The sequence below is a fragment of the Acidovorax sp. AC410 genome, from assembly GCF_979253235.1.
Map to the genome: position 1 here is coordinate 4,049,583 of NZ_CEEDCG010000001.1, position 17,293 is coordinate 4,066,875.

Genomic DNA, 17,293 nt, shown 5'->3' on the forward strand with positions numbered 1-17,293 from the left:
CCTGATGAAACCAGCGTGGTTTCGGCAGGAAACCACGGGCCGGTCCCTGCTTTCCCATCTGCACGAAAAACAGCGGCGCGCCAAAACAGTGTCCAACCGGCGCCGTGGCAAGTGTTTCGTCACCCCAGAAATCCAATGGCATTGATCGTTCACAAATACGGCGGCACGTCGATGGGCTCCCCCGAGCGCATCCGCAACGTCGCCAAGCGCGTGGCCAAGTGGGCCCGCGCAGGCCACCAACTGGTGGTCGTGCCCAGCGCCATGAGTGGCGAAACCAATCGCTTGCTGGCCCTGGCCAAGGAGCTGGCGCCCGCACGCGCCACCGAGGCGTACAACCGCGAGCTGGACATGCTGGCCTCCACCGGTGAGCAGGCCTCCTCCGCGCTGCTGGCGATTGCGCTGCAGGCCGAAGGCATGGGCTCGGTGAGCTATGCCGGCTGGCAGGTGCCCATCCGCACCGACAGCAGCTACACCAAGGCGCGCATCGAGTCCATCGATGACCAGCGCGTGCGCGCTGACCTGGCCAATGGCAAGGTGGTCATCGTCACGGGCTTCCAGGGCATCGACGACGACGGCAACATCACCACGCTCGGCCGTGGGGGCTCGGACACTTCCGCCGTGGCTGTGGCCGCCGCGATGAAGGCGGCCGAGTGCCTGATCTACACCGATGTGGACGGCGTGTACACCACCGACCCCCGCGTGGTGCCCGAAGCGCGCCGCCTGCACACCGTCAGCTTCGAGGAAATGCTGGAGATGGCCAGCCTGGGCAGCAAGGTCCTGCAGATCCGCTCGGTGGAGTTTGCAGGCAAGTACAAGGTGCCCATGCGCGTGCTGTCGAGCTTCACGCCCTGGGACATCGACATCAACGAAGAAGCCAAGTCCGGCACGCTGATCACTTTTGAGGAAGACGAAAAAATGGAACAAGCCGTTGTATCCGGCATCGCATTCAACCGCGACGAGGCCAAGATCTCCGTGCTGGGCGTGCCCGACAAGCCAGGCATCGCCTACCAGATCCTGGGCGCCGTGGCCGATGCCAACATCGAAGTCGACGTGATCATCCAGAACCTGAGCAAGGACGGCAAGACCGACTTCAGCTTCACCGTGAACCGCGGCGACTACGCCCGCACCGTCGAGCTGCTCAAGGAAAAGGTCGTGCCCGAGCTGGGCGCGCAGGAAGTCGTGGGCGACGCCAAGATCTGCAAGGTCTCCATCGTCGGCATCGGCATGCGCAGCCACGTCGGCGTGGCCAGCAAGATGTTCCGCGTGCTGAGCGAAGAGGGCATCAACATCCAGATGATCTCCACCTCGGAAATCAAGACCTCGGTCGTGATCGACGAAAAGTACGTCGAGCTGGCCGTGCGCGCGCTGCACAAGGCCTTCGAGCTGGACCAGCCCGTCGCCTGATCGACCCATCAGCCCCCAACTCGGCTGATGTTCCCCAAAAATGGGGCATAATAGCTGGATTGGAAACGTGACCGAGTGGCCGAAGGTGCTCCCCTGCTAAGGGAGTATGGGGTGTAGAGCCTCATCGAGGGTTCGAATCCCTCCGTTTCCGCCAAACATGAACCCCTAAGTGATTTATTGCTTAGGGGTTTTTTGTTTTGGGGCTTGGTCGCTCGCCGCGCTAGTGCCAAGAGGTACTACTCCTTAACCATCTCTAGCTCGGTCGAGCCGCGTTGACCCTTTGCTGTGCCCGGGGTAGTCAGTGTCATGCGCGCCGTACGGTCGGTGCAGCCCGCGAGCACTTCGGAGTACCTGATTCTGATAACGGCCTGCGTCTGACCTCTGGGTTCCAGCGTTACGGGAGCTTTGCGACTGGCACAGGGATCATCTTTGGAACTGCCTGAGCCGATGATCTGCCAGGAGCTGTCCTCCGTGGCCAAGTGCAGCTTGGCCTCGTTGACTTTTCGGGTGCCCTGCCAGGTGACTTTCCAGGTCCCGTGAAAAGCGTCTGGTGACTGCGCAAGGACGATGGACGCAAAAAACAGTCCCCAAGCGGCGAAAGCTACTCGCTTCATGGAATTCCCTTCACAGAAGACATCATTGTGGTCTAAGCGCTTGCGCCGTTCAATGTCGCATTGGCGGTACTGGGCGTCTAGCCATCTGTGGGGTCCACTATGCATGGAAATTGATACGAGCGGCATCAACAGCGAATGTTTAGGAGCCGCCCTGTACCACGCTGTAGCAAGGCGTTCTGCAGACCTGGGTTGGCCCGGCATGGCCAGGTAATTTGATGGGTATCGACCCCGCTGCCGATCCGCCAGGCGCGGATGCAAGGAAGGGAGCGCCCTACCGAAACAGCGCAAACCAGAGCAGCGGCCCCACGATCAGGGCGCTCGCTGCGCTGAGAACGGCTTCGGTTTTGGGGGTGAAGCGCCCCGATGTCTGCGCGACCTGCTGAACCAGCCAGCCCACACCGCTGCTCAATGCAAGCAGATAGGCCAGGTTCAGCGCGCCGGCAAGGCCCACGGTGCCCGGTGGTGGGTCCATTGCTGCAAAGGCAATGGGCGGGACAAGACAACAACAGATGGCAACCACGATCCAACGCATGGTTTCCTCCTTCCGGATGGCGATTGATTGTGCGGTGCGGGCAGGTTTTCGGCCATCACCGATTTGGGGGAGGGAGGGCCGCGCGCCCGCACGCCCGAGTCAAGTTGGTACATTTCGCCGTGGCTTTGGACCGGTTCTTGAGCCCATCGATGGGGCCGGCCGCGACCAGATGGCGTACGCAGGGGGGAAAAGAGGGAATGTTGAAAAGCAAGTTCATGCGCTGGCTCCTGTTGCTGCCAGCCGCATTCGCGGTCGCCTTCCTGGCGCAGCGCCTGACCAAGGTCATCAGCGCCTGGCAGATGGGCCATGGCGTGCTCGGCACGTTGCTCATCGAACTCGGCTCCGGCGCCATGCTGGGGGCGGTGTTTGTGCTGACCGGCGTGGCCATGGCGCCTTCGCACCGCCGGCAGGTGGCGATGGCGCTGTTCACCATCGTGGCCATCGTCTTCGGGATCACGGTGTTCACCGCGCTCCTGTTTGAGGGGGAGCTGTGGGTGTATGCGAACGGGACGGCCATGCTCGTGGGGGCGTTGGTGGTGGCGTACCCGCGGATTTCGGCCTCGGGCGCTGCGCGCAGGGCGTGAACCACGCGGGTGTTTTGTGCCAGGTTGGCAAGAAAATGCTTGCCAGTCGGCTGCAGGAGGCGCAAGGTATCGGTGTTGAAGGATCTCCCCCAAGTCTGCGCGGGGCCAAAAATCCATAAAAAATGATTGGTGCAGACGGCCAGTGAAGGTTGGCTGGCAAGGAAGGGTCTGGGGCAAATCACGCTGCAGACCGGCGTTGGCCGGCGGATTGCGCGCATGCGCGCCCAACACAGGGAGAACCTCGCGATGAATTTCCTGCAAAGCCTGACCATCAAGACGCGCCTGGCCATCGGCTACGCCGTTCTCGCATTGGCCCTCATCCTGGTGGCCGTCATGGGCATACGCGGGCAGTCGCTCACCCAGCAGAACCTGGAGGTCCAGGTCAACCACCTGGGGGTGATCAAGGGCCTGGGCAACGGCCTGCTCGATGCCGCCAACGCCAGGGCCGTGTCGGCGCGCAACCTGGTGATCGCCAGTTCCAAGCCCGATGAGGTTGCGGAGATCAAACTGATCGGCACGGCCCATGAGGCCGTGGGCAAGGGGCTCAAGAACCTGGAAGAGGCGCTGAAGACGGCGCCGCCGGAGGCCGCCGAGCCGCTGCAAAAGCTGCTGGCCCAGGTCAAGGAGACCGAGGCGGCGTATGGCCCCATTGCCCTGGAGATCACCCGCCTGGCGAGTGTGGGCGAGAAGGACACGGCGATCAAGAAAATCAACGCCGAATGCCGGCCGCTGCTGACCCGGCTGGTGGGCAACCTCGACGCCTTCCTGGCGGAGACCGACAAGATCAGCCAGCGGGCCATCGAGCGCTCGATGCGCCAGTTCGAATCCCTGCGCATGCAGCTCATCGTGCTGAGCGTCGCCGTGGTCCTCTTTGCGGTGGTGGTCGGCTACCTGACCACGCGCTCCATCATCGGGCCGCTGGGTGAGGCCGGCGCTGCGACCCAGGAGTTTGCCCAGGGCAACCTGGCACGCCCGATGGTGGCGCGTGGCAACGACGAGATCGCCTCGCTCGTTGCTGCCATGGAGGCCATGCGCCAGAGCCTGTCTGGCCTGGTGGCCGGCGTGCGTGAGGGGTCCATGAGCGTGTCCACCGCCAGTTCGGAGATCGCCCAGGGCAACCAGAACCTGTCCACCCGCACCGAGCAGCAGGCCAGCGCCCTGCAGCAGACCGCCGCCTCGATGGAGCAGCTCGGCTCCACCGTCAAGCAGAACGCGGACAACGCGGTCAACGCCAACAAGCTGGCGCATTCGGCCTCCACCATCGCCCAGCAGGGCGGGGAGGTGGTGGCGCAGGTGGTGGAGACCATGAAGGGCATCAACGATTCGAGCCGCAAGATCAACGACATCATCAGCGTGATTGACGGCATCGCCTTCCAGACCAACATCCTGGCCCTGAACGCTGCCGTGGAGGCCGCCCGCGCTGGCGACCAGGGGCGTGGCTTTGCGGTGGTGGCCGGCGAGGTGCGCACCCTGGCGCAGCGCAGCGCCCAGGCAGCCAAAGAGATCAAGCAGCTCATCACCGAGAGCGTGGGCCGTGTGGAGCATGGCACGGCCCTGGTGGACAAGGCCGGCACCACCATGGGCGAGGTGGTGGCCAGCATCGGCAGCGTGACGCGCCTCATGGGCGAGATCAGCGCCGCGAGCTCGGAGCAGAGCTCGGGCGTGTCGCAGGTCGGTGAGGCCGTCACGCTGATGGACCAGGCCACGCAGCAGAATGCGGCCCTGGTGGAGGAGATGGCGGCTGCCGCATCCAGCCTGCGCACGCAGGCCGACGACCTGGTGAAGTCGGTCTCGGTCTTCAAGATCGACGGCAGCGGGCAGCAGCGCTTGCTGCTGCACTGACGCCGCCCGGCACGCGCGCCGCTGCGGCCGTTTGGCCGCTGGGCCCCGGTTTCGGCGTTTCACATGCGGTAACAGCTGCAGGCCTGGGCTGCGGTTCAATGGGGCGTGGTCCTGCCTGCCTGCCTGCCTGCAGGCGCCGGGCCGCAGGTGTGTCCCCATTTACCCAGGAACCTGCATGATCAAAGCCATGCTCATCGGCGACTCGGTCCTCTACGGCGCGCAGGGCGAAGGCCTGAACCGCCCGGGCGGGCGCCTGGCCATCCCTCCCTACCAGACGCTGAACGCGGCGCAGGCGGTCTACGACTTCTGTTATGACCATTCCATGCCCGGCGCCAGCTTCACGCTGCTGCTCTCGAACGACCCCGCCGAGCGCATGCTGGCCGGGCTGCCCGGCGGCATCGCCCTGGCCGATCTGCTGGCGGCCACCGATGCGGGGGCCGTGCTGTTCAACCTGGGCGGCAACGACCCGGCAGACCCGGTCGCCCTGCCCGCCCAAGTCAGGCGGGTGGCATCCATCTGCACGCTGGCCAGCAAGGCCTTCGGCTTCGTGGGCGTGGTCGATGTGAACACCACCTCCTCGTACGCCTACGAGCCCGTGGGCACCAGCTTCTGGGATTCGGGCTACCTGGCCAGGGTGTCTGGAGTGGCCGCCGTGGCCGAGCTGCTGCGCCAGACCTGCGCCTACCAGAAGTACCCCTACGTGGACATCCGCAATGGCGTGCCCATCACGGACCGCTGGGATGGCATCACCGGCGACGTCGCGCACCCCAGCCAAGCCTACAGCATCCAGATCTTCACCTATGTGGCGCGCACCATTGCAGGGGGGTGATGCGGTGCGCGGACACAGCTCAACCGCCCGCGCCCTGCATCTCCTGCAAGCGCCGTTTCTCGGCGTCGGTCATGCCCAGGAACTCGCCCTGCACCTGCTCGCGCGTCTTCGCCGGGCCGGTCGCCTTGAGCGGCAGTGCGATGCCGCGCGAGAGCAGGGCCAGGGTGCCGTCCTTGCGGGCGGTCTCGATCTCGCCGAGCACCTCGCTGCGCTGGCGGCTGCTGGCCTGCTCGTGGTCAGGGTGCCGGGTGTAGCCGATCTCTCCGCCCGCAGCGTGGTAGACCGCCGAGGCATGGGCGGGGGCGGCGATGGCCAGGGCGGCCAGCGACAGGAAAAGGGCATTGCGTGCGGTGGTCATGGTCATGGGTTGGGTCCTTTCGGTGGGTTGCTTGGGTGGATGGATGGCCTCACTGTAGGAAGCCGCCACCGTCCAAACCCCCACGCGCAGATGACGAATTTGTAATCTGCCCGCAGGCCCGGTTCTTCGACAATCCGGGCATGAAAATCCTGCTCATCGAGGACGAGGTCAAGCTTGCGCAGTACCTGCGCAAGGGGCTCACCGAGGCCGGCCATGTCGTCGATGTGGCGCACGACGGCGTCGATGGCCTGCACCTGGCGCTGGAAGGCGACTACGCGGTGCTGGTGCTCGACGTGATGCTGCCCGGCATCGACGGTCTGAGCCTGCTGTCCGCATTGCGCAAGACGCGCCAGACCCCCGTGCTCATGCTCACCGCCCGCGTCGGCGTGGACGACCGCGTGCGCGGCCTGCAAACCGGGGCGGACGACTACCTGGTCAAGCCCTTCGCCTTTTCGGAGCTGATGGCGCGCATCGAGGCCATCACGCGGCGTGGACAGGCCGGCGTGCCGGCAGGCCAGCCCCAGGCCCTGCTGCAGCTGGCCGACCTGGAGCTCGACCTGCTGCGCCGCAAGGCCACGCGCGCTGGCCAGCGGTTGGACCTGACGGCGCAGGAGTTCCTGCTGCTCACGCTGTTTCTGCGCCGCCAGGGCGAGGTGCTGTCGCGCACCGAGATCGCCTCGCAGGTGTGGGACATGAACTTCGACAGCGAGACCAACGTGGTCGAGGTCGCGGTGCGCAGGCTGCGCAGCAAGATGGACGTGCCGTTCCCTGCGCCCCTGTTGCACACCATCCGCGGCATGGGCTATGTGCTGGAGGAGCGCGCGCCATGACGGTCGGCGCGCTGCCACCGCTGTCGCCGCGCTCGCTGCGCAGCCGGCTGTCGTGGTGGCTGGCGGTGCAGAGCCTGGCCGGGCTGGGCGCCGTGTGCCTGGTGGTCTACCTGGTCACGGCCGCGGGTTTCGGGGCACGGCAGGACGACGCGCTGCGGCAGAAGGAGGGCATCCTGCGGCACCTGCTGGCCAGCGAAGAGGCACACCCCGGCGCCACGGCCCAGGGCCGCCATGCGCTGGACGACTTCCTGGCTGGGCACGAGAACTTCCGCCTGCAGGTCACCACCGCCGGTGGACAGCGGATGTACCCCAGCGCTTTGGATGCGGCCCCGCTCACCGCTGCGCGCGAACTGCGCTTCGAGGTGGCACGCGGAGCCGACGCCCCGCTGCAGGTGCTGCTGCGCATCGATGTGCAGCCCGACCAGGCGCTGCTGAACCGCCTGGCCATCACGCTCGCACTGGCTGCGCTGGCCGGCACCGTGGTGGTGTCGCTCGGCGGTTTTGTGCTGGTACACCTGGGCCTGGCACCCGTGCGCCAGATGGCCGCTCAGACGCGCCAGCTCTCCGCCACCACGCTGCACCAGAGGCTCGACGGCACGGGCCAGCCCGCAGAGTTGCTGCCGCTGGTCGAACAGTTCAATGCGCTCCTGGGCCGGCTGGAGAAGGCCTATGCCCAGATGGAGGGCTTCAACGCCGATGTGGCGCACGAGCTGTGTACGCCGCTGGCCACGCTGCTGGCCAACAACCAGCTGGCACTGCGTTCGGTGGGGCGGGGCGGCCAGGCAGCGGGCGAGCTGGCCGAGGTGCTGTCCTCCAACCTCGAAGAGCTGCAGCGCCTCACCGGCATCGTGAACGACATGCTGTTCCTTTCGCAGGCCGACCGGGGGGCATGCGCGCGCCGCGCACCGGTGGCCAGCCTGGCGGCCGTCGCCGCGCAGGTGACCGACTACCACGAGGCGGCGCTGCAGGAGGCGGGGCTGGCCCAGCAGGTCGTGGGCGATGCTGCGGGCGACTTCGACGTGCCGCTGCTGCACCGCGCCCTGTCCAACCTGATCGGCAATGCCACGCGCCATGCCACGCCGGGCAGCACGGTGCGGGTGTGCATTGCGCAGTTGCCCGGTGGCGCGGTGGAACTGGTGGTGGAGAACCTGGGGCCCAGGGTCGAGCCCGAGGTGCTGGCGCGCCTGTTCGACCGCTTCTACCGCGCCGACCCCGCGCGCAGCCATGGCCAGGCCAACCATGGGCTGGGCCTGGCCATCACCGATGCGATCGCGCGCATGCATGGCGGGCGCACGCTGGCCACGTCGGTGGGGGGTGTCACGCGCATCGGGCTGGAGCTGCCGTTGGCATGTGTCACTGGCTCGCCGTAATGCCCCCATCGATGTACAGCACCTGCCCGGTGACAAAGGAGGCCGCGGGGCTGGTGAAGAACACGGCCGCGCCGGCCACGTCCTGGGGGTCGGCCACGCGGCCCAGGGGGATGCGGCCCAGCACCTGGGCGCGGGTCTCGGGGTTTTCCAGCCAGTGGCGGGCCATCTCGGTGCGCACCACGGTGGGCGCGATGCCGTTGACGGTGATGGCATGCGGTGCCAGCTCGCTCGCGTGCTGGCGTATCAGCAGGGTGAGCGCGCCCTTGCTCGCGCAGTAGGCCGAATAGCCGCGCCCGCGCAGCCCCAGCTGGGAGCGCACCGACAGCAGGTGCACCTGGGCGCCGCCCCGCTCGCCTGCGATCTGGTGGCGCGCCACGGCCTGGGCGAGGAACATGGCGGACTTGAGGTTCACCTGCATCACCTCGTCGAAGGCCTCCTCGGTCACCTCCAGCAGCGCCTGCTCGCGTTGCATGCCCACGCAGTTCACCAGGATGTCCAGCCGGCCCCAGTGCGCAGCCACCGTGTCCACGCTCTCGCGGATGTCCTGTACCGCATGCGCGTCCATGGCCAGGCCCAGGGCCTCGTGGCCTGCGGCCTGCAGCGCGCTGGCCAGCGCCTGGGCCCGCGCTGCGTCGCGGCCCGATACTGCCACCCTGGCGCCGGCCATCGCCAGCGCCCAGGCCACGGCCTCGCCGATGCCGCCGTAGCCGCCGGGCACATAGGCCACCTTGCCTGCCAGGTTGAACAGGCCCGACAGCGCCTGCGCGAAGTCGATGCGCGGCGTGGTGCCGCTCCCGGGGTTGTCGTTGGTGCTGCTTGGCATGGCGCTCAGTCCATCAGCAGGCCACCGTTGAGATCGACGATCTCCCCGGTGATGAAGCCGGCCAGCGGCGAGGCGAGGAAGCGCACCACATGCGCGAACTCCTCGGGCTCGCAAAAGCGCCCCACGGGGATGTCGCGCAGCAGCTTCTGGCGCTGCTCTTCGTTGAGCTGCTCGGTGATCATCGGCGTCTTCACATAGGCCGGCGAGATGCCGTTGGCCGTGACGCCGAAGGGCGCCAGCTCGCGTGCCAGTGAAAACGTCAGCGAGGTCATGGCCCCCTTGGAGACCGCGTACGCCGTGCCCGCCGTGAGCCCGCCCGTCTTGGCCGCCAGCGAGCAGGTGTTGATGATGCGGCCGAAGCGCCGTGCCTTCATCGCCGGCACCACGCACTGCGCCAGGTAGAAGGCACCGTCGAGGTTGGCGCCCAGCACGTGGCGCCATTCGGCGGCGCTGGTGGCCTCGGCCTTGTTGTTGGACAGCACGCCGGCGTTGTTGAGCAGGATGTCCACCGGCCCCAGCGCGCGCTCGATGGCGGCATGGCCCGCCTGCACGGCCGCCGCATCGCTGATGTCGAAGGAAAAGGGCAGGGCGCGCGGCCCCAGCGCGGCGGCCAGCTCGGCCGTGCGCTCTGCGTTCACGTCCACCAGGGCCACCTGGCAGCCGTCTTCCAGCAACACCTTCACGGCTGCCAGGCCCATGGTGCCCGCGGCACCGGTGACGATGGCCACCTTGTCTTTGAGGGGTTCAGACATCCAGCACACTCTTCTTTCCAAACAGGCCGCGTGAGCGAAAGGTCACCACGGCAATGAACAACAGGTACATGGACATCAGCGACCATTCCGAAGCATAGGCCCCGGTCAGCCCCACGACCATGCCCACCATGAGGCCGGCGATCACCGCCCCCCAGAGCGAGCCCACGCCACCGAGCACGATGATCAGGAAGGCGGGCACCACCGCATCCACCCCCACGTGCGGGCGGATGCCCCAGATGGGCGCCATCACCACCCCGGCAATCGCCGCCAACCCCACCCCGATGCCGAACACCAGCAGCCGCAGGCGCTTGAGGTTGATGCCCAGGGCGCGCACCATCTCGCTGTCGTGCGCGCCGGCCTTGATGATGGCGCCATAGGGCGTGCGCTCCAGAAAAAGCCACAGCGCCACGATCATCAGCACCGCGAAGCCGCTGGCGAAGAAGCGGTACTTCGAATAGATCAGGTCCCCGAGCAGGAAGGCGCCCGAGATCGCCGCAGGCAGGGCCAACTGCTTCTCGTTGGAGCCCCACACCAGGCGGATGGTCTCCTCGATCACCAGCGCCGCGCCAAAGGTCAGCAGCAGGCCGTACAGCGGATCGCGCCCATAGGTGCGGCGCATGCACAGCTCCAGCAGCATGCCGAACAGGCCCACGAACACCGGCGCCAGCAGCAGCGCCACCAGGTAGCGCGTCTCGATCGGCAGGGCCATGTACCAGGCCTGCAGGCCCGGAAACCAGCCCAGCTGGGGCGACACGAAGAACAGCGCCACGTACATGCCTAAAGCGAACAGCGAGCCGTGCGCGAGGTTGATGGTTTCCATCACGCCGACGATGAGCATGAAGCCCAGCGCGATCAGCGCGAACAGCAGCCCCAGCGAGACGCCGTTGACGAGGTGGGGGAGGAGATTGAGCAGCCAGTCCATGGAGGTCCTAGGGTTCGTAGGTCGGAGTCGCGGCGTAGGACTCGAGTTGGCAGGTGCGCAGGCTGTCGCGGTCCTGCACTTCCTCGGGCCGCTGTTGGCCCAGGATGCGGAAGGTGTCGTCCGGCTCGCGCGGCTGGGTGTTGTAGGCGGCCATGTAGATGGTCTGCTGCAACTGGTGCGTCGCGGGGTTCATCCACGCGTCATGGTGCTGCATGCGCTGCGCCGCCGGGATGCGCAGCGCCTCCAGCTCCTTGATGAGCCGGATGTTGTTCGTGCTGCCCACCCGCTCGATGGCCCGCAGCAGCTCGCGCGTGGCCATGTAGCCGTTGTAGAAGACATTGCCCGGCTTGCGGATGCGGTAACCGGGGTTGGCCTTCTCGTAGCGGGCATTGAAGTCGGCGATGCCGGCCAGGCGCAGCCCCCAGTACCAGGTGGTTCCGAAGATTCCGAACAGCGCCTCGGGGCCGGCGCTGTACACGTCGGGCCAGTCCTGCTGGTTGTTGATCCAGCCGAAGGCGCGGTCCATCCGCGCGCCGCGGACCTGCTCGCGCAGGGCCTTGACATCGTCGCCGCCAACGGCGGTCGCTATCACGCCGGGCTTGATCTGCTGGATGCGCTGCAGCTGGGCCGAGAAATCGCGCGTGTTCTGGGGCACCACCATCTCTTGCACGATGGTGCCGCCGTTGCCCTCGACGATGGCGCGGATGCCTTGGGCGGTGTTGTGGCCCCAGGCATAGTCGCTGGTGATCAGCGCCCAGTCGCGGCCGAAACCGGTCATGGCGCCGCGCACGATCGAGGTGGAGAAATTCGTGCCGTTGCCGTCCCAGACGAACTTGGTGCGGTGGCAGTCCTTGCCGGCCTCGCTGGGGGAGCTCGAATTGGTGTTGAAGTAGATGCAGCCGTGCTGCTGTGCCACGCTCGATATCGCGCTGGCGGCGCCGGAATGCACGGCCCCGATGAGGAAGGCGCACTCCTGCTGCCCGATCATGTGGCGCGCCACGGCCGTGGCCTTGGCGGCATCGCCGCCGGTGTCGGCATGCACCGTCTCGATGCGGCGGCCCAGCACGCCGCCGCGCTCGTTGGCCTCCTGCACCGCCATCAGGATGCCGCGCTGCTCGTCCTGGCCGCTGGCACCGTACTGGCCGGTGTCGTCGGTGGTCAGGCCGAGCAGGAGCGGCTTCTTGCCTCGCGCCTGGGCCCAGACATGGTGGGCATGCCAAGGCCCCATGGCGCCGAGCACGGCCGCCGCCGCGCTGCGGACCAGCCGCCGCCGGTTGATGATGCTGCTGCTGTTCATGGCGTGAGGGTTCAGGCCTCGTAGCTGGGCGTGGCCTCGTAGCTTTCGAGCTTGCAGGCGCCGGCCGCATCCTTGTCCAGCACCTCCTGGGGTTCGATCTGCGAGAGGATCTTGAAGATGTCGTCCTTCTCTGCGGGCTGGTCGTTGTAGCTGGCCATGTAGATGGTCTGCTGGCACTGGTGGGTCACCGGGTCCATCCAGGCGTCGAAATGCTGCAGCCGGTCGGCGGCCGCCATCTTGCGGCCCTCCAGCTTTTTGATGATGGCGATGTTGTTGGTGGTGCCCGCTTCCTCCACGCAGCGCAGCAGCTCGCGCGTGGCCATGTAGGCGTTGTGGTACACATTGCCCGGCACGCGGATGGCCATGCCCGGGAACTGCTTCTGGTAGGCCGCCACGAACTCGCGCACGCCCGGCAGGTTGAGGCGGTAGTACCAGGTGGTGCCGAACACGCCGAAGATCGCGTCCGGCCCCAGGCCGTACACGTCGGGCCAGTCCTGCTGGTTGTTGATCCAGGCCATGCTGGTGTTCATCTTGAGCTGCACCACCTGCTGGCGCAGCGCCTTGATGTCGTCACCGCCCACGGCGGTGGCCACCACCTGGGGCTTGAGCTGCTGCAGCTTGAGCAGGTAGGCCGAGAAGTCGCGCGTGTTCTGCGGCACCATCAGCTCTTCGATGATGCGCCCGCCGTTGGCCTCTACCGCCGCGCGTGTGGCCTTGGCCGTGCTGTGACCCCAGACGTAGTCGTTGGTCAGCAGCACCCAGTTGCGCCCGCTGGTCTTGATGGCGTTCTTGACGATGGCGTTCGAAAAATTGGTGCCGTTGCCGTCCCAGACGAACTTGGTGCGGTGGCAGTCCTTGCCGGCCTCGGTGGGCGAGCTCGAATTGGTGTTGAGGAACACCGTGCCGTACTTCTGCGCCACCTGCGAGATGGCGTTGGAGACGCCCGAATGCACCGCGCCGATGAGGAAGGCCGCATCGTTGCGCGTGATCATGCGCTCGGCGATGCGCGAGCCCGTGGCGGGTGTGGTCTCGGTGTCCATGTGGATCGCCTCGATGCGCCGGCCCAGCACGCCGCCCCGGTCGTTGAACTCCTTGATGGCCATCATCGCGCCCAGCCGCTCCTCGCCGCCCGAGGCCGCATACAGGCCCGAGGCGTCCATCGTCAGGCCGATGACCAGCGGCTTCTTCTGCGCCGTCTGCGCCCAGGCGTGGTGGTGCTTCCACGGCCCGTAGAAGGGGGCCGCGCCGTACAGGCCGGCCCCCGCGAGGGCCAGGGCCGACTGCTTGAGCAGCGAGCGGCGCGATGAAATGCTGTCCTTGGAATCGCTCATGTTTGTCTCCTTCGGGTGGCGGGTGCCTGTTGTGTGTCTTGCGGGGATCGAATCAGCGGGGAACGATGGCCACGTCGTTGGCCTTCTCCTGGGCCTCGAACAGCGAGGCGATCAGCTTGTCGCCGAAGCCCAGGTTCACGGCCTGCACGAAGCTCTGGTGCGCGGCCTCGCCCATGAAGCTGGTCACGGGCAGCATCTCGGCCAGGTGGGTGTAGTAGCGCAGGTCCTTGCGCGCGTTGGAGATGCCGAACTTGAAGCCCGTGACGTCGCCGTTCTGCAGCGTCTCCTTGGTCATCATCTGGAAGATGCCGCAGTTCACGCCACCGGCCGTGACCACGCTGTACAGCTTGTTCAGGTCCAGCCCCGACTTGGCGGCCACGGCGAAGGCCTCGGCGATGCAGGCGGCGAAGCTCATGGCCATCATGTTGTTCACGAGCTTGAGCACATGGCCGTGGCCCGGTGGCCCGACGTGGAAGATGTTCTCGCAGAAGGCCTTGAGCACCGGCTCCAGCGTGGCGAAGTCCTCGGCATCGGCGCCCACCATGGTGTTCAGCCGGCCTTCCTCGGCCTCCTTGGGCGTGCGCGCCAGGGGCGCGTCGATGAGCTTCACGCCGCGCGCCAGCAGGTCGGCGCGGATGCGCGCACTCGACTCGGGCTCGGCGGTGGAGGTGTCCACCACCAGGAGGCCGGGGCGGGCGGCTTCGAGCAGCCCGTCCTTGCCGTAGACGATCTCCTCGACCTGGGGCGAGCCGGTCACGCACACGAAGACGATGTCGCTCTGGCGAGCGCAATCGGCGTTGCTGGTGGCTTCGCGGGCCCCGGCTGCGAGCAGGTCCGCCAGGTTGGCGCGGTTGCGGTTGGCCTTGAAGGTCAGCGCGTAGCCCTTGGACAGCAGGTTCTTCGCCATGCCGTGGCCCATCATGCCGATGCCGATGAAGCCGATGTTCGGTGTTGTCATGTGTGTGTCTCCTTGGTCAAAAAATGGCGCTCACGGCCTCGGACATGCCTGCACGCGCTTCGTCCCACAGGACGACCAGGCGGGCATAGCGGCTAGCGATGTCGTCGATCACCTGGGCATCGCTGATCTGGCCCGCGAACCAGCGGTCCGCGGCCTCGGCGAAGATCGTGCGGCCCACCGCGAAGCCCCGGCACACGGGGTGCGCGGCGGCGATGCGAAAGCTGCGGGAGAGCGTTTCTTCGCTGGCTTCGAGGCCCAGCATCAGCACGCCACGGCAGTGCGGGTCGTGCTGCTGGATGGTGCGGGCGATGGCTTCCCACTCCTCGTCGCTCTCGGCGGGCGGCAGCTTCCACCAGTCCGGGCGCAGGCCGGCGGCATACATCTGCTGGAGCGACTGGTCCAGGGTGCTGGCGTCGCGCGCCATTTCGCGCGGCGGAATCACCTCGATCAGGAACTCATGGTGCGTCGCCTGGCTGGCTGCCTGCAGTTGCAGCAGGCGCGCCAGCTGCGCATCGCGCAGGGCCTGGCTGTCGGCGGGGTGCCAGTACAGCAGGCACTTGGCCACATGCTCGGCGGGCCAGCTGCGCATCTCGATGGCCAGATGCTCGCCCGCCTCGAAAGCCAGCGGGCGCGAACCGGGCAGCTCCACCGGCCGGCCCACCCACCAGCCCTTGCCGGTCAGGGAGGGCAGCACCTCTTCGCCGAAGCGCCCGTCGAGCAGCACGCCCGCGCCCACATGGGTGCCAGCCCCGCGGCGTGCGCCCTGGGCCACCAGTTGCTTGAACTGGCGGATGGCGGCCTCGCCCTGGCCGTGGCGCTCGGCGATCTCTTCGAGCTGCGAGCGGTGGTCGAAGGCCAGCACCACCAGCTCGCTCCAGCGGCGCGTGCGCGTGGTGCTGCGGTGCAGGTGCTCGAGCACCGGGTCTTCGCGCAGGCGGCGCGTGGGTGAGCCGTGCTGCAGGAAGTGCTGCAGTTCTTCCCAACTGGCCATGGCCGGCGAGCAGCCGTGGCGCGAGACCACGATGGCGCCACAGGCGTTGGCCCAGGCGCAGCACAGGGACAGCGGCTCGTCCTTGAGCCAGCCGCGCAGGAAGCCGGCCATGAAGGCATCGCCCGCGCCCAGCACGTTGAACACCTCGACCGGAAAGCCGGGGCCCTTGAGGCCGTCTTCCAGGCTGTCCGGGATGGCCCGGTCGAAGGCCACGCAGCCCATGGGGCCGCGCTTGACCACGAGCAGACCCGGGGTGAGTTCGCGCAGCCGGCGCAGCGCCTGCAGGGTGTCGGTGCTGCCTCCGGCGATGTGGATCTCTTCCTCGGTGCCCACCACCAGGTCGCAGTCGGCGATCACGCCCTGCAGGTGCGCGGTGACCTTGTCGTCCGCCACGAAGCGCTGCTCGCCCATGCCGGGGCTGGTCAGGCCCCACAGCACGGGGCGGTAGTCGATGTCCAGCACGGTGCGCGTGCCGCGCTCACGTGCCAGTGCCATGGCGGCGCGGCAGGCCTCGTAGGTCCCGGGCTGCGACAGGTGCGTGCCCGACAGCAGCAGCGCCGTGGCCGAGCCGATGAAATCACCCTGCACGTCGGCGGCCGTGAGCGCCATGTCGGCGCAGTGGTCGCGGTAGAACACCAGCGGAAAGGTCTCGCGGTCCTGGATGCCCAGGAACACCAGGCCCGTCAGGCGCCGGGGGTCGGTGGACACCTGGCTGGTGTCCACGCCCTCGGCGGCCAGGGCCTCGCGCACGAAGCGGCCGTGGTGCTCGTCGCCCACGCGGGTCAGCATGGCGGGCTTGAGGCCCAGCCGTGCCACGCCCACGGCGGTGTTGGCCGGCGAGCCGCCCAGGTACTTGCTGAAGGTCTGCATGTCCTCCAGCCGGCCGCCGATCTGCTCGCCGTACAGGTCCACGGCGGCGCGGCCCATGCAGATGACGTCGAAGCGGCGGGGCGGTACATTCTTCATGGTCGGGCCTTTCGGGCAGTGCGCGCCTGCGGCGCGGGCTTTTCGGCCAGGTGGTGGCCGGTGCTCATGACCAGCGCCTGTGCCAGGCACATGGGCGCGACCAGGGAGCGAAACGGTTTGGAGGAGTCGTCGGCCAGCTCGAAGCAGACCTTGGAAGGCCCCACCAGCGGCGACAGCGGCCCGTCGGTGATGGCGATCACGGGTACGCCGCGGCGGGCGCAGGTCTGCGCGGCATGCACCACGTCGGGCGAGTAGTTGCGAAAGCTGGCCACCAGCAGCACATCGCTCGTGTCGACGGAGCGCAGGTTCTCGTCCAGCATGCCGCCAGCGCCATCCAGCAGGTGGGTCTTGAGCTCCAGCTGGCCAAGCGCGTAGCTCAGGTAGCAGGCAATCGGGAAGGCGCGCCGCTGGGCCAGCACATGTACGCGGCTGGCCGCAGCCAGCAGCTTCACGGCGGCGCGCAGGTCGGCCTCGCGCACGGCTTCTTCCAGGTGCCCCAGCTCGGTCATGGAGTCGCTGGTCAGCTGGTGCAGCACGCCGGCCGGTGCGCGCTGGCCGGTGACCTGCTGGCGGCGCAACTGGTCGATGCGCTCGCGGTAGGTGGCCGAGCGCTCCACCAGGTGCCCGCGGAACACCTGCTGCATATCGGAGAAGCCCTTGTAGCCCAGCGCATTGGCAAAGCGGATCATGGCCGAGGGCTGCACCTCGGTGGCCTCGGCCAGCGCGGCCACGGTGCCCAGCGCAAGGTCCTGCGGCTTCTCCAGTGCAAAGCGCGCGATGCGCTGCAGCTGCTTGGACATGTCGGGATAGGCGCGTGCAATGGCGTCCTTGAGCTCGTCGTAGGTGGTGGCGCTGTCCATAAGTCGTTGGGTGCGTGGCTGGGATATCGG

The 17,293-nt window shown here is 67.4% G+C and carries 17 protein-coding genes and 1 tRNA gene; 7 read left to right on the top strand and 11 right to left on the bottom strand.

Translation table 11 applies throughout. The features are described 5' to 3' along the window. The first annotated feature begins 135 nt into the window (after positions 1-135). Entirely contained in the window at positions 136-1,404 is a 1,269-nt protein-coding gene (locus tag AC0IZS_RS18770; protein ID WP_057264263.1) for an aspartate kinase, read from the top strand. Between the two features lie 61 nt (positions 1,405-1,465). Next, positions 1,466-1,558, top strand: a tRNA-Ser gene (locus AC0IZS_RS18775). Between the two features lie 82 nt (positions 1,559-1,640). Here the strand turns inward: AC0IZS_RS18775 and AC0IZS_RS18780 are convergent. Beyond that, positions 1,641-2,018, bottom strand: a complete 378-nt coding sequence (locus tag AC0IZS_RS18780) for a hypothetical protein (protein ID WP_471636985.1) — start codon at positions 2,016-2,018, stop codon at positions 1,641-1,643. Positions 2,019-2,289: 271 nt separating this feature from the next. Further along, a complete protein-coding gene (locus AC0IZS_RS18785) occupies positions 2,290-2,550 on the bottom strand; it encodes a hypothetical protein (protein WP_471636986.1) in 261 nt (86 codons plus the stop codon). A gap of 197 nt (positions 2,551-2,747) precedes the next feature. Between AC0IZS_RS18785 and AC0IZS_RS18790 the strand changes: the two genes are divergently transcribed. From AC0IZS_RS18790 to AC0IZS_RS18800, 3 genes are all read left to right on the top strand, one after another. Further along, on the top strand, positions 2,748-3,134 hold the full coding sequence (locus AC0IZS_RS18790) for a hypothetical protein (protein WP_471636987.1): 387 nt from the start codon (positions 2,748-2,750) through the stop codon (positions 3,132-3,134). Between the two features lie 246 nt (positions 3,135-3,380). Continuing rightward, on the top strand, positions 3,381-4,976 hold the full coding sequence (locus AC0IZS_RS18795; protein ID WP_471636988.1) for a methyl-accepting chemotaxis protein: 1,596 nt from the start codon (positions 3,381-3,383) through the stop codon (positions 4,974-4,976). 175 nt (positions 4,977-5,151) lie between these two features. After that, on the top strand, positions 5,152-5,805 hold the full coding sequence (locus AC0IZS_RS18800; protein ID WP_471636989.1) for an SGNH/GDSL hydrolase family protein: 654 nt from the start codon (positions 5,152-5,154) through the stop codon (positions 5,803-5,805). Between the two features lie 19 nt (positions 5,806-5,824). Here the strand turns inward: AC0IZS_RS18800 and AC0IZS_RS18805 are convergent, their stop codons facing one another. Beyond that, a complete protein-coding gene (locus tag AC0IZS_RS18805) occupies positions 5,825-6,169 on the bottom strand; it encodes a DUF4148 domain-containing protein (RefSeq protein ID WP_471636990.1) in 345 nt (114 codons plus the stop codon). 134 nt (positions 6,170-6,303) lie between these two features. On the opposite strand from AC0IZS_RS18805, the gene AC0IZS_RS18810 reads away from it, so the two are divergent. Next, complete coding sequence (locus tag AC0IZS_RS18810) at positions 6,304-6,993, top strand: heavy metal response regulator transcription factor (protein ID WP_471636991.1); 690 nt, start codon at positions 6,304-6,306, stop codon at positions 6,991-6,993. Further along, positions 6,990-8,363: a heavy metal sensor histidine kinase gene (locus AC0IZS_RS18815; protein ID WP_471636992.1), complete on the top strand. Its 1,374-nt coding sequence runs from the start codon at positions 6,990-6,992 to the stop codon at positions 8,361-8,363. Before AC0IZS_RS18810 ends, AC0IZS_RS18815 begins: the two co-directional genes overlap by 4 nt. Here the strand turns inward: AC0IZS_RS18815 and AC0IZS_RS18820 are convergent. Genes AC0IZS_RS18820 through AC0IZS_RS18855 form a run of 8 tightly spaced genes read right to left on the bottom strand, consistent with a single transcriptional unit; the run spans position 8,347 to position 17,263 of the window. After that, positions 8,347-9,186 (bottom strand): SDR family NAD(P)-dependent oxidoreductase, encoded by an 840-nt coding sequence (locus AC0IZS_RS18820; RefSeq protein WP_471636993.1) that lies wholly within the window; start codon positions 9,184-9,186, stop codon positions 8,347-8,349. The two genes, AC0IZS_RS18815 and AC0IZS_RS18820, sit on opposite strands and share 17 nt — an antisense overlap. Before the next feature lie 5 nt (positions 9,187-9,191). After that, the gene (locus tag AC0IZS_RS18825) at positions 9,192-9,938 is read right to left on the bottom strand and encodes an SDR family NAD(P)-dependent oxidoreductase (protein WP_471636994.1); all 747 of its coding nucleotides are present in this window, start codon (positions 9,936-9,938) and stop codon (positions 9,192-9,194) included. Then, entirely contained in the window at positions 9,931-10,860 is a 930-nt protein-coding gene (locus AC0IZS_RS18830; protein WP_471636995.1) for a branched-chain amino acid ABC transporter permease, read from the bottom strand. Before AC0IZS_RS18830 ends, AC0IZS_RS18825 begins: the two co-directional genes overlap by 8 nt. 7 nt (positions 10,861-10,867) lie before the next feature. Further along, the gene (locus AC0IZS_RS18835) at positions 10,868-12,157 is read right to left on the bottom strand and encodes an ABC transporter substrate-binding protein (RefSeq protein WP_471636996.1); all 1,290 of its coding nucleotides are present in this window, start codon (positions 12,155-12,157) and stop codon (positions 10,868-10,870) included. An 11-nt stretch (positions 12,158-12,168) separates the two neighbouring features. Next, complete coding sequence (locus AC0IZS_RS18840; RefSeq protein ID WP_471636997.1) at positions 12,169-13,488, bottom strand: ABC transporter substrate-binding protein; 1,320 nt, start codon at positions 13,486-13,488, stop codon at positions 12,169-12,171. 52 nt (positions 13,489-13,540) lie between these two features. Next, complete coding sequence (locus AC0IZS_RS18845) at positions 13,541-14,446, bottom strand: NAD(P)-dependent oxidoreductase (protein ID WP_471636998.1); 906 nt, start codon at positions 14,444-14,446, stop codon at positions 13,541-13,543. A gap of 16 nt (positions 14,447-14,462) precedes the next feature. Next, entirely contained in the window at positions 14,463-16,403 is a 1,941-nt protein-coding gene (locus AC0IZS_RS18850; protein ID WP_471636999.1) for a bifunctional 5-dehydro-2-deoxygluconokinase/5-dehydro-2-deoxyphosphogluconate aldolase, read from the bottom strand. Next, positions 16,400-17,263, bottom strand: coding sequence for a MurR/RpiR family transcriptional regulator (locus AC0IZS_RS18855; protein ID WP_471637000.1), 864 nt, complete (start codon positions 17,261-17,263; stop codon positions 16,400-16,402). The genes AC0IZS_RS18850 and AC0IZS_RS18855 overlap by 4 nt, the downstream gene beginning before the upstream one ends. Positions 17,264-17,293: the final 30 nt, after the last annotated feature.

Bases quoted from the DNA above. Each gene is read 5' to 3' on its own strand.
- AC0IZS_RS18825 (WP_471636994.1), bottom strand. From the start codon at position 9,938: ATGTCTGAACCCCTCAAAGACAAGGTGGCCATCGTCACCGGTGCCGCG.
- AC0IZS_RS18785 (WP_471636986.1), bottom strand. From the start codon at position 2,550: ATGCGTTGGATCGTGGTTGCCATCTGTTGTTGTCTTGTCCCGCCCATT.
- AC0IZS_RS18790 (WP_471636987.1), top strand. From the start codon at position 2,748: ATGTTGAAAAGCAAGTTCATGCGCTGGCTCCTGTTGCTGCCAGCCGCA.
- AC0IZS_RS18815 (WP_471636992.1), top strand. From the start codon at position 6,990: ATGACGGTCGGCGCGCTGCCACCGCTGTCGCCGCGCTCGCTGCGCAGC.
- AC0IZS_RS18840 (WP_471636997.1), bottom strand. From the start codon at position 13,488: ATGAGCGATTCCAAGGACAGCATTTCATCGCGCCGCTCGCTGCTCAAG.
- AC0IZS_RS18820 (WP_471636993.1), bottom strand. From the start codon at position 9,186: ATGCCAAGCAGCACCAACGACAACCCCGGGAGCGGCACCACGCCGCGC.
- AC0IZS_RS18795 (WP_471636988.1), top strand. From the start codon at position 3,381: ATGAATTTCCTGCAAAGCCTGACCATCAAGACGCGCCTGGCCATCGGC.
- AC0IZS_RS18835 (WP_471636996.1), bottom strand. From the start codon at position 12,157: ATGAACAGCAGCAGCATCATCAACCGGCGGCGGCTGGTCCGCAGCGCG.
- AC0IZS_RS18810 (WP_471636991.1), top strand. From the start codon at position 6,304: ATGAAAATCCTGCTCATCGAGGACGAGGTCAAGCTTGCGCAGTACCTG.
- AC0IZS_RS18800 (WP_471636989.1), top strand. From the start codon at position 5,152: ATGATCAAAGCCATGCTCATCGGCGACTCGGTCCTCTACGGCGCGCAG.
- AC0IZS_RS18805 (WP_471636990.1), bottom strand. From the start codon at position 6,169: ATGACCATGACCACCGCACGCAATGCCCTTTTCCTGTCGCTGGCCGCC.
- AC0IZS_RS18830 (WP_471636995.1), bottom strand. From the start codon at position 10,860: ATGGACTGGCTGCTCAATCTCCTCCCCCACCTCGTCAACGGCGTCTCG.
- AC0IZS_RS18770 (WP_057264263.1), top strand. From the start codon at position 136: ATGGCATTGATCGTTCACAAATACGGCGGCACGTCGATGGGCTCCCCC.
- AC0IZS_RS18780 (WP_471636985.1), bottom strand. From the start codon at position 2,018: ATGAAGCGAGTAGCTTTCGCCGCTTGGGGACTGTTTTTTGCGTCCATC.
- AC0IZS_RS18855 (WP_471637000.1), bottom strand. From the start codon at position 17,263: ATGGACAGCGCCACCACCTACGACGAGCTCAAGGACGCCATTGCACGC.
- AC0IZS_RS18850 (WP_471636999.1), bottom strand. From the start codon at position 16,403: ATGAAGAATGTACCGCCCCGCCGCTTCGACGTCATCTGCATGGGCCGC.
- AC0IZS_RS18845 (WP_471636998.1), bottom strand. From the start codon at position 14,446: ATGACAACACCGAACATCGGCTTCATCGGCATCGGCATGATGGGCCAC.